General features: G+C 35.1%; 10 protein-coding genes. 2 read left to right on the top strand and 8 right to left on the bottom strand.

The window, feature by feature from the left end; genetic code table 11:
• The first annotated feature begins 1 nt into the window (after window position 1).
• Both EAH81_RS25190 and EAH81_RS25185 read left to right on the top strand, forming a co-directional pair.
• Complete coding sequence (locus EAH81_RS25190) at window positions 2-1,639, top strand: S41 family peptidase (protein WP_140511756.1); 1,638 nt, start codon at window positions 2-4, stop codon at window positions 1,637-1,639.
• Window positions 1,640-1,646: 7 nt separating this feature from the next.
• Entirely contained in the window at window positions 1,647-2,450 is an 804-nt protein-coding gene (locus EAH81_RS25185) for an OmpA family protein (RefSeq protein WP_140511755.1), read from the top strand.
• A 196-nt stretch (window positions 2,451-2,646) separates the two neighbouring features.
• Here the strand turns inward: EAH81_RS25185 and EAH81_RS25180 are convergent, their stop codons facing one another.
• The 8 genes from EAH81_RS25180 to EAH81_RS25145 form a co-directional block, all read right to left on the bottom strand.
• Window positions 2,647-3,204 (bottom strand): TlpA family protein disulfide reductase, encoded by a 558-nt coding sequence (locus tag EAH81_RS25180; protein ID WP_140511754.1) that lies wholly within the window; start codon window positions 3,202-3,204, stop codon window positions 2,647-2,649.
• Window positions 3,205-3,363: 159 nt separating this feature from the next.
• A complete protein-coding gene (locus EAH81_RS25175) occupies window positions 3,364-3,810 on the bottom strand; it encodes a GNAT family N-acetyltransferase (protein WP_140511753.1) in 447 nt (148 codons plus the stop codon).
• Window positions 3,811-3,946: 136 nt separating this feature from the next.
• Window positions 3,947-4,588, bottom strand: a complete 642-nt coding sequence (locus EAH81_RS25170; protein WP_140511752.1) for a DUF1579 domain-containing protein — start codon at window positions 4,586-4,588, stop codon at window positions 3,947-3,949.
• A 51-nt stretch (window positions 4,589-4,639) separates the two neighbouring features.
• Window positions 4,640-5,608, bottom strand: coding sequence for a DUF4837 family protein (locus tag EAH81_RS25165; protein ID WP_140511751.1), 969 nt, complete (start codon window positions 5,606-5,608; stop codon window positions 4,640-4,642).
• 46 nt (window positions 5,609-5,654) lie between these two features.
• A complete protein-coding gene (locus EAH81_RS25160) occupies window positions 5,655-7,499 on the bottom strand; it encodes a LysM peptidoglycan-binding domain-containing protein (RefSeq protein ID WP_140511750.1) in 1,845 nt (614 codons plus the stop codon).
• 110 nt (window positions 7,500-7,609) lie between these two features.
• Window positions 7,610-8,797, bottom strand: coding sequence for a phosphoglycerate kinase (locus EAH81_RS25155; RefSeq protein ID WP_140511749.1), 1,188 nt, complete (start codon window positions 8,795-8,797; stop codon window positions 7,610-7,612).
• Between the two features lie 167 nt (window positions 8,798-8,964).
• Window positions 8,965-9,942 carry a type IX secretion system membrane protein PorP/SprF gene (locus EAH81_RS25150; RefSeq protein WP_241676657.1) on the bottom strand — a complete coding sequence of 326 codons (978 nt, stop codon included), beginning with the start codon at window positions 9,940-9,942 and terminating at the stop codon, window positions 8,965-8,967.
• 43 nt (window positions 9,943-9,985) lie between these two features.
• Window positions 9,986-18,541, bottom strand: coding sequence for a T9SS type B sorting domain-containing protein (locus EAH81_RS25145; RefSeq protein WP_206669114.1), 8,556 nt, complete (start codon window positions 18,539-18,541; stop codon window positions 9,986-9,988).
• Between the last annotated feature and the right edge of the window lie 56 nt (window positions 18,542-18,597).

Raw genomic sequence — 18,597 nt, 5'->3', positions numbered from 1 at the left:
CATGTATCCTTATTTCAAAAAGAAGTTCATTATTCCAACCGTTGCAGCTGGATTTTTATTTGTTGGAGCCAGTTTCAAAGATGATTTCTTTGAGATTGCGAAACAAATAGAGATTTTCACGACATTATTCAAAGCGGTAAATACCAATTATGTCGATGAAACGAATCCGGGTGATTTGATGGATAAGGCGATTAAAAGCATGTTGGGAAGTTTAGATCCATATACGGTTTACTTTAATGAGCAGGATGTTGTAAACTTCAAGATTAACAATACTGGCGAATATACCGGAATTGGTGCCATGATCGCCAGAAAGAAAGATCGTTTGATTGTTCGTGAGCCTTATAAAAATTATCCTGCCGATAAAGCCGGATTAAAAGCCGGCGATGAAATTATTCAGATTGGAGACGTTTTAATTGCTGATTTTAAAGATGATGCGTCGCAATTATTGAAGGGAACAAAAAACACAAAAATCAGCATAAAATACATTCGTCAAGGCAAAACTTTCACAACCGAATTGGTTTTGGATGAAGTTGATATTAAATCGGTTCCATTCTTCGGAAAAATCGATGAGAAAACGGGTTATATTGTTTTGGCACACTTTAGCCGAAAGGCATCCAATGAAGTAAAAGACGCGCTTGAGAAACTAAAAGCTGATGGAGCTACTCAAATTGTCCTTGATTTGAGAGGAAATCCGGGAGGTTTACTAAATGAGGCAATTGATATTTGTAATTTATTTGTTCCCAAAAATGAGGTTATTGTAACTACAAAATCAAGAATCGAAAAACACAATAATACGTATAAAACGAACAAAGAGCCGGTAGATACTCAAATTCCGTTGGCAATTTTAGTGAACGGACGAAGTGCTTCTGCATCTGAAATTGTTTCGGGAGCTTTGCAGGATTTAGATCGCGCGGTAATTTTAGGAAGTCGTAGTTTTGGTAAAGGACTGGTGCAGCGTTCTGTTGATTTGACTTACGGAACTCAACTAAAAGTAACTATTTCCCGTTATTATACGCCTTCCGGTCGTTGTATTCAGGCTTTGGATTATGCTCATAAAGACAAAAATGGTGTTGCTCAAAAAACAGATGCTAAAAACTTTAATGCTTTTAAAACCAGAAAAGGAAGAACGGTTTACGATGGTGGAGGTGTTTTGCCAGATATCGAATTGGACGAAGCTAAGATGAGTCCTATTACAACTGCATTATTAAAAAATGACGGAATCTTTGATTACGCAACCTCATATTATTACAAAAATCCAAATTTAGGCGATAAGATTCCAACGGTTACGGATGCTGATTATTCTACTTTCAAACAATATCTGAAAACCAACAAAATAACTTTTGATACGGACACTGAAGTTGCTTTGAAAAACACTTTGGCTGCAGCCAAAACTGAAAAAATAGACGAAACGATTGCGCCGGAATATCAACAATTACTAAACGCTCTTGAAAAAAGCGAGACTACATTGTTAGACAAAAATCAAAAAGAAATTAGAAACCTGATTCAGGAAGAACTTATCAAAAGATACCAATATCAGGAAGGTTTGTATCAATATTACATCAAAAATAATTCGGAAATTAAAAGAGCAGTAAACGTTTTAAATAATCAAACTGAGTACAAGACGATTTTAAAAATGTAAAAACATAATGAAGATTTGTAGAGCCCTATTTCTGTTTATTATTTACAATTTATCGGCACAGCAAAAACCTATCGAAACTATTTATTTTGATTTCGACAAGTATGATCTTACGAATCAGCAAACCGAAGTTGTAACTAATTTCATTAAAACTATTGACACTTCAAAAGTAGAGTCAATACAGATTTATGGATACTGCGACGATCGCGGTAATGACGAATATAACTTCCGTTTATCAAATAACCGTGTCAATACTATTCAGGAACTATTAATTTCAAAAGGCTTTAATCAAAGCCGCATTGTGATTCTGGAAGGAAAAGGGCGCGTGGTGGTACGTCCTGATACTGTCGAAAATCTTCACGAAACAAGATCCAAAAACCGTCGCGTTGATTTGATTGTTGTAAAAAGAAACAGTTTTGGTAAAGGAATTTATAATTCCCTTAGAAATGATTTAAAAGTTGGTGATAAAATCTATCTTGATAGTATTTTGTTTGATCTTGGAAGTTCAAAACTAACCAATGATTCAAAAAAAGAATTAGATAAAATCGCAGAAAAACTACTTCAGAAAAGAAATTATCAATTTGAAATTAGAGGTCACGTTTGCTGCACTCCGGAAATATATAGCGACGCAATAGACAGGGATACCAAAGAAAGAAGGCTTTCCTGGAACCGCGCCAAAACCGTTTTCTATTATCTGATTTCTAAAAAAGTCTCAAAAAGCCGTATGACTTATCTGGGTTGCGGCAATAAATATCCGCTAAAAAAAGGCGATGCTTTAGATCGCCGTGTTGAATTTGTGATAACAAAAGTTTAGAGTATATTTCACAAAGTTGAAGACACTAGTACTTTTTTACTTAAAGTTTTACTCTAAACATAACTAGTAATCAATTACATTTAAACATTTTATATCTAAAAATAAAAAACGGTTGCTTTATCGCAACATCACTACATTAACAATTTTTTAATAATCATTAAAGTACTCTTTATATAGAGTACTCATCTAAAATTATTTATTTGAAAGTTGGTTCTGCAGGTCTGTTTAAAACCGCGCTATCAGATTCCAGAATTTCTATTCCTTCCAAAAATTTATTAATTACAACATCGTTTATTGTATAAGGTTTTCCAATCCATCTTACGATTCCTTTATTATCGATCAAAACTGTCTTTGGTAAAGCAAATCCTCCATAAGCATCGTCAACAACAAAATCATTTAAAGCCTGTTTTGTCTGATCGCTTACTACAATCGAATTAAACTTTACTCTTTCTAATGTTTTCTTCGTTTTTGCCGGGGATTCATCTGTAATCGAAACAAAAACAAAATCTTTTCTGTCTTTGAATCGTTCTTGGGTTTTATTTAGATTTGGTACTTCTTCCAGACAGGTTTGGCACCACGTTGCCCAAAATTCCAGCAAAATATATTTGTTTTCGAGACTTTTATCTTTTGGAACATTTTGAAGATAATCAGTGATATTAAGTTTTGGAGCTTTTTCACCAACTTTAAGTTTGTTTTGACTAGAAGTTGGAAGTGATATCGTTAAAACGAAAATGAATAGAAGAAGTTTTTTCATAGTTAATTTTTTTCTTCTAAAATAATTAAAAATGTAATTCAAAACTGATTAAATGAAAAAACCTTTATCTGCAAAAGCAGATAAAGGTCTGAAGCGTTGTAGAATCAAATAAAAAATGATTTTACAGATATGTTTTTGATATGTTTTTCTAAAGGAAAATTATCCGCGAATCATCTCTATATGCTCAATATCATCTTCCAGATACATTTCGCTGGATTGAACAAATCCGTGACTTTCGTAAAATTTCTTCAAATACAATTGTGCTCCAATCGTGATTGCGTCTTTATCAAAATGTGTTTTTATTCCCGCAATCGCTTCGCGCATTAAATCGTGTCCCCATTTTTTATCTCTGTAATTGGCATCAACTACAACTCTTCCTATAGATGCGTTATCAAAACTAATTCCTGCATCAAAAATTCGGGAGTACGCCACTACTTTGCCATCATATTCTCCAATTAAGTGTAATGCTTTCTTGTCTTTGCCGTCAAGGTCTAAATAAACGCAATTTTGCTCCAGTACAAAGATCTCACTTCGTAGTTTAAGCAAATCATATAACTCATGAACCGTTAGCGCTTCAAACGGCTTTATTTTCCATTTTAATTCCATTATTACTGTTGTTGACTTTATGGGCACTAAATTAATTCAAAAAACTTACTAATACGAGGATTTATCAGATATAAACAAAAAAACTGACTACTAGATATAGTCAGTTTTTGTTTCATCGAAGAATTTAATCTTCCGATTATTTTTTCTTCATTATGATTTCCATACTCTTATATTCTGATCCGTTCTTGGTATCAAACATTTCCATTTTGCGGGTTGTTGCATCTACAATAGTATAGATTTCTCTGAAAGGTGCTTTTTTTCCGTTTAACGGACTTACTACTTCGCCTTTGAATTCCATGCTTTTCGTTTTGTTATCATATTTACCAGTGGCAACCATCATACCTGTTCCCATATTGTCAATAAATGTGGTGGTATATTCTTTACTGGCATTATTGTAGGCTAATGTGCTTTTTCCTTCAAATGGCTGTCCCATCATCTTACCTTGGTAATTAGCTTCCTGATAACGACCGCCAAGTATCATTTTGATATTTGCTGTCGAAGATGCTTTTTCAGGTTTTCCATTGGCTTCTGACCAAAAAGTCATATCGCAGTTCCAGGTTCCGGTTTCATCTGCCATCATTTTGTGTGGATTTCCCGGTGTGGCATATGCCGTCCACGCCTTCATTTGTGCTGCCGAATCTAAAGGTTGTTCGGCAATTGGTTCTTCTGTTTTAACACTATCTGAAACTTTTGTCGTTTCAGTGTCAGCTTTTACATCTTTTTTACATGAAACAAAACACAATGCTAACATTGATAGTGTGATATAAAAATTTTTCATAATTAACTGATTTAATGATTATTAAAACAAAATTATGAAAAATTTCCCAAATTACCTTTTATCAATTTTGACTGATTTTATTATCGCTTCAAGATCCAGCATCAAATCTCGTTCTTCGTTTGAAGGTGAATAACAAAATCCTTCGATGACTAATATTCTATTGTAAGTTTTGTCTACAATGGCATAATTTATAAACGGACCTGCCATAAAATCGTTTTTTAGTTCCCAGCTTCCTTTAGTTTCAAAAGCTTTTTTTCCGTCTAATTCTGTGGTCGAAAAATAAGGCGCATAAGCTTCTCCGGTAATCATTCTTGTATTGGGTTCTCGGCCTTTGATATAATAACCTACTGAATCTCTCATTTTGATGATACTTCCAACTACGTTAGAACCGGTTTTAAAATCGTGAAGGGGAATTTGATAAATAAGCAAACTCGTGTTTCCGCTGATAATGTCTTTTTTCAGCCAAATAAAGTTCTTTTTGTGCAACATGTATTCATATCCTGTTGGAATCTGTATGTCGATATGAAATTTATTCTTGATCACAGCGGGATGTAGTAATGACTTGCTGTTATCTTCCTGAATTTTCTGAATCTCAGCATCTCTAATGATTTTTATAATTTGTGCCGAATTCAATTCGATACTACAAATTATATCATCTACGGATTTTCCGTAAATACGAAATGTATTGTGTGGTAATGCTTTACTTCTAATAATCTCGAATTTGTCAGTGGCTGCTTTTTTGACCACTATAATACTTCGGCTATCGGTAACAAAACCTTCGAGTAATTTAGCCGGATATTGATTGATTGTAAATAGTGGTTCTTCCTGGGTAAGTCCCCAAACCGGCGAGGCAAATTTATTTCTAATGGTATCGCCCACTTCTCCATACCATAACTGGTCGTCTATGATTATAGAAATTGTATTTGTTTTACCGGATACAGGCTGGGATTGTCTTTCGCTTTTAAAACACGAAATCAGCACAAATGGTAATAGCAACAAAAAAAAATGGGTTTTATTCATTTTATTAATTTATGAAATAAAACCCAAATTTAAATAAGATTTTTTATTATCCGTTTATTTTAAGCTTCATTCCGGGTTTAATATCTCCATCTTTAATATTATTCCATTTTTTAATGTCTGAAATTGTTATTCCAGGATATTTTTTAGAAATACTATATAACGAATCTCCTTTTTTAACGTAATAATCTTCTCCCAAGGTTCTGGCAGAAACTGCTTTTTTCTTGAACGGATCCATAGAATTATTTACTGCAATTGCCGTTGTAATATTGTTTCCTTCGACTGTAGTAATAATTTTTGAGACAATTAGCGTTTTACCTAAACCAACATTATTTGATGTTAGATTGTTTAGATCTTTTAAGTCAGCAACAGTCGTACCAAATTTTTTGGCAATACTTCCCAAATTATCTCCGGCTGCAACAATATATTCCTGATTTACTGTATTTGATTTTTCATTCTCATCAGAAGATGCAATTGCTGTTTCGGTGTTTTTCTCAACTGCAGGAGATGATTTTGCCTCTTCAATATTTTTAGCAATCGGATCGGTGTCTGATTTAATTTTTAAAGTTCTTCCAAGTGCAACTGCATTTGATTTAAGATTGTTCCATTTTTTTAAATCCGAAACATTTACATCATATTTTGCAGCGATTGTGCCCAGGTTGTCTCCTTTTCTAATTTTGTAAAACTGAATATCTTTAGCCAATTCCAGTTTCTCTTTTACCATAGGTTTTGCTTTTGGAGCTACTTTTAAGGCTAACTTAGCAGGAAGAGTTCTTCTTTCTGACTGATAGGCAACATAATCATAGATCTTATTTTCGTTTGAAGCGAAAGTGGCAATTTTGTCCTTCGGTAAACGCAGGAAATGTTGTTCTCCCTGATAATAAGGCACTACATTTAATTTATAGGAAGGATTTAAAAGTTGTATTTGAGATTGTGGCATGTCCAACAAATCTGCGATTTGCTTGAATGTTATTTCTTTTTTGATATTGATTGTGTCTGTTTCAAAGTTTTTAACAACAGCTCTTTCGGGATTAATTCCGTGTTCTTTATGGTATTCAAAAAGATACATTGTTGCTAAAAAAGCCGGAACATAACCTTGTGTTTCTTTTGGAAGATAACTGCGAATATCCCAGTACTTTGTTTTTCCGCCAGAGCGACGAATTGCTTTTGTTACATTTCCCGGTCCTGAATTATAAGAAGCCAAAACCAGTTCCCAATCTCCAAAAATGTTATACATCTTGGTCATGTATTCTGATGCTGCAGCTGTAGCTTTAAGTGGATCGCTGCGTTCGTCAATATAAGAATCAATCTTAAGTGCGTATTGTTTTCCGGTTCCGTACATGAATTGCCAAAGTCCCGTGGCGCCCATTTTAGAAACTGCTTTAGGATTTAAAGCAGATTCTACAACGGCTAAATATTTAATTTCTAAAGGAACGTTTTGTTTGGCAAAAGCGTCCTCAAAAATTGGGAAGTAATATTCTGACAAAGCCATTAATCGAGAAAACGATTTTTTACGATTCTTAAGAAATGACTTTATTATATTTTCTAATCCTTGATTGTATTCAATGTCAAAAGGTGATTTCTCATTCATTGCTGCAAGTCGCTGTTTTAGCAACTCTGTTGGCAATTCTTCATCAACGGTAACGTCTGTATTGATGGTTTGAATGTCTTTTGTCAAATCGTCATAAATATCTAAACTTGTAAGTTCTTTCATCCAGAGACTATCTACGCGGGTAGCTACATCATCTTTTTTGAAAGTTCCTTTAACTGAATCCAGATAAGATAACTTTACTTCTGGTTTAATTTCTATTGTTGATGTTGTTGCAACTTCTTGCGCAAACATCGACATTGAAAAAAAAGCCGAAACCACTATTGATAATTTTTTTACAATCATATAACATTTTTTTAAAATCCTATAATTCAAACCATTACAGAAGCCTTACTTTTGCAAACTTAAATAGATTAACGATGAAAAATACGCAAAAAAATGTTAATTGTGATATTTTAGTCTAAAATCGCTGCGATTCCAGGTAAAACTTTTCCTTCTAACATTTCAAGCATTGCCCCGCCACCAGTGGAAACGTAGCTCATTTTATCTTCAAATCCAAACTGTTTTACAGCAGCAACTGAATCACCTCCTCCAACTAATGAAAAAGCGCCTTTTTCTGTAGCTTCTGCTATATAATCTCCTAATGCGATTGTTCCTTTAGAGAAACTTTCCATTTCAAAAACTCCTAATGGACCATTCCATAAAATAGTTTTTGACTCTAAAATTACTTTTTTGAAGTTCTCCAATGATTTAGGACCTGCATCAAGACCTTGCCATCCGTCAGGAATTTCTCTTACATCAACTACTTTTGTATTTGCAGTGTTTAAGAAATCATCTGCCGCAATTACATCAACCGGAATATGAATTTGAACTCCTTTTTCTTTAGCTAATCTTAAAATTTCAAGTGCCAATTCTTGTTTATCATCTTCACAGATAGAATTTCCAATTTTCCCACCTAGTGCTTTAACGAATGTAAAAGTCATTCCACCACCAATGATCATGTGATCTACTTTGTCCAGAATGTTTTCGATAACTGTAATTTTTGAAGAAACTTTAGATCCTCCTAAAACTGCTGTTACCGGTTTTTCGCTGTTTTTAAGTACTTTGTTTAAACTTTCGATTTCTTTAGCCAATAATGTTCCGAAACATTTTTCTGTTGGAAAAAATTGTGCAATAATTGTAGTCGATGCGTGTGCTCTGTGTGCTGTTCCAAAAGCATCGTTTACATAGATATCTCCAAGGGAAGCTAATTCTTTTGCAAAAGCAACATCTCCAGCTTCTTCTTCTGCATGAAAACGTAAATTTTCTAATAATAAAACTTCTCCCGGCTGTAAATTTTTAGCAGCTGTCTGAGCTACTTCTCCAACACAGTTTTCAGCAAACTTAACGGGAAGTCCTAAAATTTCAGAAGCTGTTTTTAAAATGTGTTTTAATGAATATCTTTCTTCAACTCCTTTTGGTCTTCCTAAATGTGACATTAAAATTACGCTTCCGCCTTGCGCTAAAATTGTGTCAATTGTAGGCTTAGCAGCTTCAATACGGGTTGCATCTGTTACATTAAAATTCTCATCCAGTGGCACATTAAAATCAACACGGATAATTGCTTTCTTATTTTTAAAATCGAAATCGTTTAAAGTTTTCATTTTGATAATTTTTTAATTTTTCTGATAGAAAAACAAATATAGAACTTTTAAAGTACTATTAAATTTGAAAAATCTAAAAATAATACACCAATAACAACGAAAACGTTGTAATTTATCAAAAAAAATAAATTATGTATTAAAAATGCTAAAAATGCTTACAGATCTAATTAATCATGAACAGGTCCTTGTGTACAAGGACAATCACTGATTGCTTGTAAGAAGTCGAATCCAATTGTGATTACGTGTGTACCGGTATTGTAAGCTCCAAGATCATTGAACATTACTTGATAAGAATATCCAAAATAGAATTTAGACTTCATGAATCCGGCCATTGGTCCTACTGATAATGGCTTTGGGAACTGATCGTTCAGGAAACGATATGAAACTCCTATCCAATAATAATCTTCGTACCGATTGTAACGTCTGTACTTGAAGTTTAAATCGGTTGAAGATCTTTTATCACTAGCAAAGTATTGAAAATACATTGATGGTTCATATTCAATACGACTGTTTTCTTTATCTTTAAAAGTATAGCCTGAATAAACCTGATAGTTTGAAAGTAAATTAGGTTCAACTCCTCTGTATTTATTGGTGTTTTTCTTTAGAACGTTATTGGCATTAAAACTTACAAAAAAGTTTTTATTACGATATAAAGCACTAATATCAAAGTTGTTGTTTGCATTATAGCGATTATCTGTAACTGACGGATCAATAACAGGATGTTCGTATGGATCTGTGTTGAACTCGTCTGTATCTATTTTGAATGTATTAAAGTTGTATGAAAGTCCAAATGACAAATACTGCTTTGAGTAATAATCCAAAATAATGTGATGTGCAAAAGACACTTTAGCACCGGTTTGTCTGGTATATCCGTTTTTATCATTGTAAAGCGAGATACCAACTCCGGAACGGTCCAAAACTCTAAAATCGACATATAGCGATTGATTCTCCGGGGCATCCTTAATTCCAACCCATTGGGTTAATCCATTGGCTCTAATTCTAAGATTATCACCAATACCTGCATAAGCAGGAGAAAGCACAAAAGGGTTATCAGCCAAATACTGAGTAAACACTGGTAGGTTTAACTCTTGGCTGTAACTTGTTGTTACAGCCATGAGTACTAAGGATAAAATTAATTTTTTCATTGTAATAATTTTTTTAGATAACATCATAGGGGCTGTTATTTTGTTATCTGTATAAAGTGAAATGTCCAACAAACTCTCTTGCATCTTTCTCGTCATTTAGTTTAAGAACATACCAGTAATCACCTGAAGGCAATTCTTGACCGTTATACCTACCATCCCATTTTTGACCGTAATGGTATTTAGCGATTTCACGTCCGTATCTGTCGAAAATTGAGAATATTAAATTAGTATAAATGTTTGTACATCCAGGTCCCCATCCGGTATAGTAAGTACCATCTGGTGTGAAATAATTAGGCAGACATACATCTACATATTTAACCGGGATAGATTTTGTATCTGTACAACCGTTTTTATCTCTAACTGTAATTGTATAAGTATCTGTTTTATAGATCGTGAATTTATTTTCAGAACTAAAGTTGATACCATCTATACTGTATTCATAATTTCCGCTTCCGCCTGTAGCAGTTGCTGTGATCACGTTCCAAACACCTTTCTCTTCAGATAAAGTCAATAGTAACGGATTAACAACTTTTATGTTGAAGCTTGTTTCTGCTTTACATCCATTTGTATGTCTCACTGTAATTGTGTGATCGCCTGGTGTAAGACCTGTAAAGATGTTATTCATTTGCCATTTACCACCATCTAAACTGTAATCAATGTCAGCAGGATCTCCATCATAACCAGGATCTACTGTTACCATATTCGAAGCTGCATTGTTCACACAGTCATAGTTAACTTCATTTGTTGGATTAAGCGTTACTGCATAATCCATTGCGATGTCTACCTGACCGTTACAACCTGATGCATCTACAAAATAAACAACATGAGGACCTCCTGACAGATTATCAAAATCAAATGTTGTCTGACCTGGAGTACCTTGAGTAAATGGTCCGGCTTCTGAATCCAGACTCACTTTATAATCTAATGTACCTCCTGAAAGTATAATACTAAACGCACCATCTTTCTCTCCAGCACATGTTTCAGGGAATAAAGTACCGTCTACTAATGCTCCAGATAATGGGGCTGGTTCTTTTACTTCGACATCTTTGATGAATATGTAACATTCATTTTCGTCCTGAACTAATACATCATAGAAGCCTGGTTTCAAGTTTTCGAATACATTTTTGTCAAAGAACTGTCTGAATTCAGGTTCTATTGCATATTTGTAAACTCCTGTTCCACCTGCAGCATTTACAGTAATTTTTCCATTATTGTAACCATTACAAGTAATGTCTGTTGGTATCGCAGTAGCTGATAATACTACGTTAGGCTCTGATATTTCAACTACTGCTGAGTTCAATGAACAATCAGAACTTTCTAGTTTTACTATGTATTTTCCAACTGGCAATCCAGTAAATACTCCTGGAGTAAGCTGTGTTGGTGCTGGTGTAATATTAACTCCCGCAGCGTCTAGCAATGTATATACATAGTTTCCTAAACCTCCTGTTGCTATAGCTGTAATTGTACCTTCGGCACTTCCTTTACATTTAATATCTACATCTACAAGAGTTGTAAAATCTAATTTTGGAATTACCGGAACGTTAACGATGTTTGATACAGTGCTAACACATCCATTTTGGTCTTTTACAAAATATTGGTAATCCTTACTTACAGTTGTTTTTGGCAATGTAATATCAATGGTTGAATTAAATGAAGCTGAATAATTTGTTCCGTCTTCACTATAGTAATATGGCGCATTTCCACCTGTTACTGTAAGTTTCAAGATTGGTACTAATTGACATGTTTCATTTCTTGATATAGTTAAAGAAGGTTTTACTTCTGTTGGCTGATCAATAACTACTTTGTTAGAAATGTTCTCACAACTCCAGGTATCTTTTGCTGTAACTGTATAAGTTCCCGCTTTTAATCCTGTAAATTGGTTAGTACCTTGTGATTCCACAACGATTACAGTTCCATCAGCTAATACACCGTTTAATGTATAAGTATAATTTCCTGAACCACCAGTTACTGAGTCAATAGTCACAACGCCGTTCTCATTATCAAAACAAGTTAACATTGGAGTTGCACTTATCTGAATTTTTATTGGTTTTGGGTTTACTAGTTTAGCATTAACAAACGCTTCACAACCATGACTATCTTTAACATAAACAGTATAATCTCCTGCTGTTAAATTCTCAAATACCGGTGAAGTACTGTAACCTTTTACAATTGTCGTACCTAATCTTAACTCATATAAATAGTCACCTGGCCATCCTCCTGTTGCTGATGCAGTTATCACACCATCTTTATTACCTGCAAGACAAGTAATCTCTGATTGTGTTTTAGTTGCTACTAAAGCAGCTGCTGCCTGATCAATCGTAAATGTATTTGTTACGGTACAAGAAGGACCGTTAATGTCGCTCAATGTTGCTGTAACAGTATACACTCCCGCTTTTAATCCTGAAACCAAAATTGGTCCTGCAGAAGTCGTCGTTCCAGTGCTTGGAACCGGACCTGTAATTACATAAGTAAATGGTCCTGCATCATTTATTGGAACTAATTGGTTGTCAACAAAAGTCAAATTAACACTTCCGTCTGCATCTCCATAACAAAGTTCGTTTTTCACTGATTTAACATCAATCGCAAAAGTGTTAGGATCAAATACATAGTGGTAATCTGTTATTGTACAACCTGTTGTCGCGTTGAAAACAGTAATTTGATAGTTACCAATTGCTAAGTCTTTAAATAATCCTGTTGAATTAGTTTCACTAAAGACTGTTCCGTTTACTCCTGTAAGCGTATAGCTTAATAAAGCTGGCGTTCCTCCTGTTGTTGCAACAGAAACCTGAATTGTTTCGTTTGCAAGACAAGTAATTGGTTTAACAACTGCCACGTTAACTTTATCCATTGTTATGAATGAGTCAATAATAATTGGAGTTGTCCAAGAACCTTCACAACCTTTATCATCAAATACTCTTACAGTATAAGAACCACCTTTAAGATCAAACTCAGTATAAACATTCGAGTCCGTGTTTTGAACTACTACTCCGTTTTTACTAAACTCATAACGAACATATTTACCTGAACCTTCCAGAACTGAATTAACAGTAATTGTAGCAAAATTTACCGCGTTTGTCCCTGTTGTACATTTAAATGATGTCACAACCGGAGCATTAACTATAATCGCTTTAGGCTGTTTGATTCGTTTATCTACCTGAGCATGACAACCTCTTCCTGAAGTAACCAGTACTGTATAATCTCCTGCTTCAAGGTTATCAAATACATTTGATTCCTGCGGAATTGTACTTACCGGAGTTCCTCCTACTGTTGTTCCAGTCAACGTGTACATGTAAACCGGGTTATCATTTACTCCGTCTTTAACCGGATCCAGGTTAACGATAATTAATCCGTCAGAACCTCCATTACAAGAAACATCGTTACCAGTTAAACTTAAACCTGTAATTTCTGTTGCTTTTTTCAACTCAACAGTTACAGTATCTGTACAACCGTTTACAAGGTCTCTTACCAATATTGTATGAGTTCCCGCAGGCATATTGTTGAATGTGGCAGTAGTTCCTACTATAACCGGGATATAAGCCCCAGAACTATATTTGTAACTTCCTGAACCTCCTGTCGCTTTAGCAATTACAATTCCGTCTTGGAAATCACAACTTGGTAAAGCTTTAGTCTGAACTTGTAAATCTAAAGCACCTTCAATAACAACCGCTGCATTTACAGTTGTTGTACATCCGTTGGCATCTTTTACTGTAATGTTATAAGATCCCGGAGCTGTTACAACAAATTTAGGATCTGTTTGGAAATCACCTCCAATACTATATTGTAAAGGAGCTACTCCTGTAGCCGAAACTATAAATTCATACGTTCCTGCCGGACTTGCACATTGACTTGTAACAATTGCTGCAATAGCACTTGGTAATGGATCTACTGAAATAGTTTGCTGTTGTATAGCTGCTGAACATCCGTTCAGATCTTTCACATAAACATCCCAAACCATATCTACACCATTATTAGTGTCTACCACAATTTTGTTATCTGCACTGAAAGTTGTTGGAGCCGGTTTACCTGCAACAACCGCTGCATAACTGTAAGCCTGTGTTCCACCTGTAGCAGTTACAGTAATTGTCGCATTTTTATTGTTACAACTAATATTTGTTGCCACAGTCGTAAATGTAAGCGCTGCAGTTGGTTGTTTGATTTCAAAATCAACTACACTGTCTGTACATCCTGAAGTTCTATCCGTAACCGTGAAAGTATATTTACCCGCAGTTAATCCTGTGTACGTAATAACATCTCCAGTTTGTGTAAATGTTCCATTATTCGGATTTAATCCAAAATCATAATTATTAACTGTAATGTAGTTACTTACTGTGAATGCAATTGATCCTGTTGATCCTGCATTACATAATACATCACTTAATAATTGAGCCTCAACATTAATTTCGCTTGCTTTTTTAACAATAATCGAATTTGTTGTGCTGCAACCGTTAGCGTCAGTAACTTCTATTACATAAGTATCAGGCAATAAACCAGCAAAACTATTTACTGCACTTGGCGCAGTAGCCGAAGCTGCCGGGCTGATTATTGCATATTTGTATGGTGCAACTCCTCCAACAATAGTTGTTGGATCTACAGATATTGTACTGAAACCACCTGCAGTTTTACAATAAATTGGTGTTGTAGCAATATCAAACTTAGTAGGTCGTGTATAAGGAACAACTGTCGCTGATCCTGTTGCTCTACAACCATTAATGTCTACAATTACATAGTTAATTGTTCCTGCAGCATTCATGGTATGTACCGGAGAAGTTCCAAAAGTTACTCCATTATCAAAACTATAACTATATGGCGTTGTACCATCATGAGCTGTTAGTGTGATGAAAGCATCTTGTGCAGTATTTGTTGTACTACATGTAAATGGTGTTACCACATGAGTTGCTGTTAATGTTTCCGGTTCTGCAATTGTAACATCAACTGGAAGCGATGGACATTTTTTAGCATCTCTAACTACAATAGTATAAGTACCTGCTTTTAATCCAGAGAAAACATTCAATGAACCAAATGCTGCTCCATTAATACTGTATTCATAAGGTGCAACTCCATTTGAAGCTGTAACGGTTATACTACCGTTAGAATCTCCTTTACATCTTACATCAACGTGAGTAGTTGTAAATTTTGAAGTTGTAATTGGTGTAATAACTACTGGTATAGAAACCGCATCACATTGACCATCATTTACTTTGAATGTATAAGTTCCTGCTACTGTAGGTTTATACGGTGATGTAACTGTATTATAAAGACCTCCATCTTTGGAAACTTGGAAAGTAGGATATATTCCTGTTCCCTGAGTCGCCAATAATGTAATCGTAGCATCATTTGTTGTACAATTCAAATCTTGTACAAGTGTTGCCTGTAATAATAATTCTTGTTTTAATGTGTATTTCGCATGTGCAATACAACCATTACCGTCTTTAATATAGAAGTCGTACGTTCCTGGTGCATTTAATGTGAAATTAGGACTTAAATAATATCCGTTTCCAATGCTGTACATTGGTGGATTTACGATATCCGGATCAGTCGTACCATTAATTTTAATTGGAACCGGACCACCTGTATAACAATATTTATCTGTGATAACATCTATTGTTGGTGCATCATCTTTAGTAATTGTTATCGCTAATTTATTAGAACATGTTAGGTTTGCATCTAGTACATAAACATCCCAGTTAGGTCCTTTTGCAAAATCTAAAACTGCAAAATCCTCTTCAAAATAATCCCCGGCAAGTGGTGTCGCTCCAGAAACAACAAATGCATATTTGTATTTCGGTGTTCCTCCAATTCCTTTTACTGTAACAATAGCTCCTGAATAACAATTTGCTGCTGTTTGAGAAATTAATTTAACGTCCAGAACAGCTGGCTCTCCTATTTTAATAGTTGCAGTGTTTTTACATCCTGTAACATTGTCCGTAACTTCTAAAGTATAAGATCCTGCTACAAGTCCTGTAACTGTCACAACTTTACCTACTTGAGATACCGTTCCCGTTCCTGCAATAAGTGCTGCTGAATAAGTTCCTGTGAAATTATCTACATTAAATTTCGCTGAACCATTTGCTCCACCATTACAAGAAGGATCGGTAGTTGATCCTGCAGCAACTGTAATAACTATTGCTGGTTTTACAATATAAGATTCCTGATACGTACATCCGTTTGCGTCTGTAACCTGGAATATATAAGGATCATTACTTGGAGCCAATCCTGCAAATACATTTAATAACTGTTTTGCTCTTACAATTGGAGATAAAATCTCAAATTGTGGTGTACCAACTCCCTTAGTTACTGAATTTATTGTAACTGTACTTGTTTGTCTGGCAGCTGGCTGACAGAATACTAGAGTTCCTGTAATGTCCATATCAGTTGGAGCGTTTAATGCCGGAACATTAACTCCATCTGCTAATTTGAACTTACATCCGTTGGCATCCATAACATAAACATCGAATCTAATTCCTGCGTATGTTTCGTATTTATCATTTGTAGAGTATGTTAAGCCTCCATCATAACTGTATTGGTATGGCGATGTTCCGTCTATTCCAACTACGGTTACAACAGCTTTTGTTGGCGCATTTCCTGTAGTACAATTCAATGGAGCTGTTATCGACGAACTCGCTGATAATGCTACTGGCGTACCAACTGTTACCGGAATTAATACTGAGATACATTCTTTAGCATCTTTAACTTCAATATTATAAGATCCTGYTGCCAATCCTTTGAATACATTTGAATCYTGGAAAGCTCCTCCAWYGATTCTATATTTATAAGGCTCGATTCCGTTTGAAGCTGTAACAACAATACTTCCGTTGCTATCTCCAAAACAACTTACTTTCGTTGCTACTGCAATTCCTTTTGGAACTGTTTTTGGAGTTACTATTACAGCATTTGATACTGCAGGACATCCCTGAGAATCTGTTACTCTAAAAGTATACGTTCCATCAACTGTTGCAACATATGGCAATGTTGTGAAGGCATTATATCCAGCTCCATCAATATCTACTTCGTAAAGATTATATGTTCCTGTTCCTCCTCTTGGAGTTAACTTGATCGTAGCATCTACAGCACATGTTAAATCCTGATTCAGGTCTGCTTGTAAAAACACTTGTGGTTTTACTACAAAACTTACTTGGTTTGATTTACATCCGTTACCGTCAATGATACCAAATATATAAGTTCCCGCACCTGTAACCGTATAAGTAGTACCTGGTATTTCTACACCGTTTAGTGTATATTTCGCAGGAGCCACGGCTACTGTAGATAATGCAGCCAAATCTATTGTAACATTTGATCCAACATAACATATTGAAGCTGGCATCGCAATAACTGGTGCAGCATCTTTGGTAATAATTACCGCAAGTGGTGCTGTAATTATACAACTATTAGCATCTTTTACATAAACTTTCCAATTGAAAGAAGTCGCTGTATCTAAAAATGCAGTATCTGATGGTGTAAAGGTACCTGGTCCTGTTGCTGTTGAAACTACAAATGAATATTCGTAAGGTGCAACTCCGCCAGAAGCTAATACTTGTACTTTAGCTTTGTTATCGCAATTTGCAGGTACATTGGCAATAACTGACAATGCNGGCATCGCAATAACTGGTGCAGCATCTTTGGTAATAATTACCGCAAGTGGTGCTGTAATTATACAACTATTAGCATCTTTTACATAAACTTTCCAATTGAAAGAAGTCGCTGTATCTAAAAATGCAGTATCTGATGGTGTAAAGGTACCTGGTCCTGTTGCTGTTGAAACTACAAATGAATATTCGTAAGGTGCAACTCCGCCAGAAGCTAATACTTGTACTTTAGCTTTGTTATCGCAATTTGCAGGTACATTGGCAATAACTGACAATGCTAATGCAGGGTTTTGAATAACATTTACTGAAGCCGGAGCTATACAACCTGTAACTTCATCAGTAACTACAATACTTTGTGTACTTGCAGCACTTAATCCTGTAATTGATATTGTTTTACTTGTTTGTCCTGTAACCGGAACTCCTCCGTTAAGTACATAACTGTAAGTTCCTGTAAAGTTACCTACTGTAAATAATACTTCTCCGTTTGCACCTGGATTACAAGTTACATCGCTAACCACTGTTCCTGAAACTGTAATGTTTACCGCTGGTTTTACAATGTATGATTCCTGATACGTACATCCGTTTGCGTCTGTAACCTGGAATACATAAGGATCATTACTTGGAGCCAATCCTGCAAATACATTTAATAACTGTTTTGCTCTTACAATAGGAGATAAAATCTCATATTGAGGTGTTCCAACTCCCTTAGTTACTGAATTTATTGTAACTGTACTTGTTTGTCTGGCAGCTGGCTGACAGAATACTAGAGTTCCTGTAATGTCCATATCAGTTGGAGCATTTAATGCCGGAACATTAACTCCATCTGCTAATTTGAACTTACATCCGTTGGCATCCATAACATAAACATCGAATCTAATTCCTGCGTATGTTTCGTATTTATCATTTGTAGAGTATGTTAAGCCTCCATCATAACTGTATTGGTATGGCGATGTTCCGTCTATTCCAACTACGGTTACAACAGCTTTTGTTGGCGCATTTCCTGTAGTACAATTCAATGGAGCTGTTATCGACGAACTCGCTGATAATGCTACTGGCGTACCAACTGTTACCG

Source organism: Flavobacterium pectinovorum (assembly GCF_006438875.1).
Classification (GTDB): Bacteria; Bacteroidota; Bacteroidia; order Flavobacteriales; family Flavobacteriaceae; genus Flavobacterium; species Flavobacterium pectinovorum_A.
Note: the sequence above shows the minus strand (reverse complement) of the source record. Positions and strands in the feature narration are given on the sequence as shown.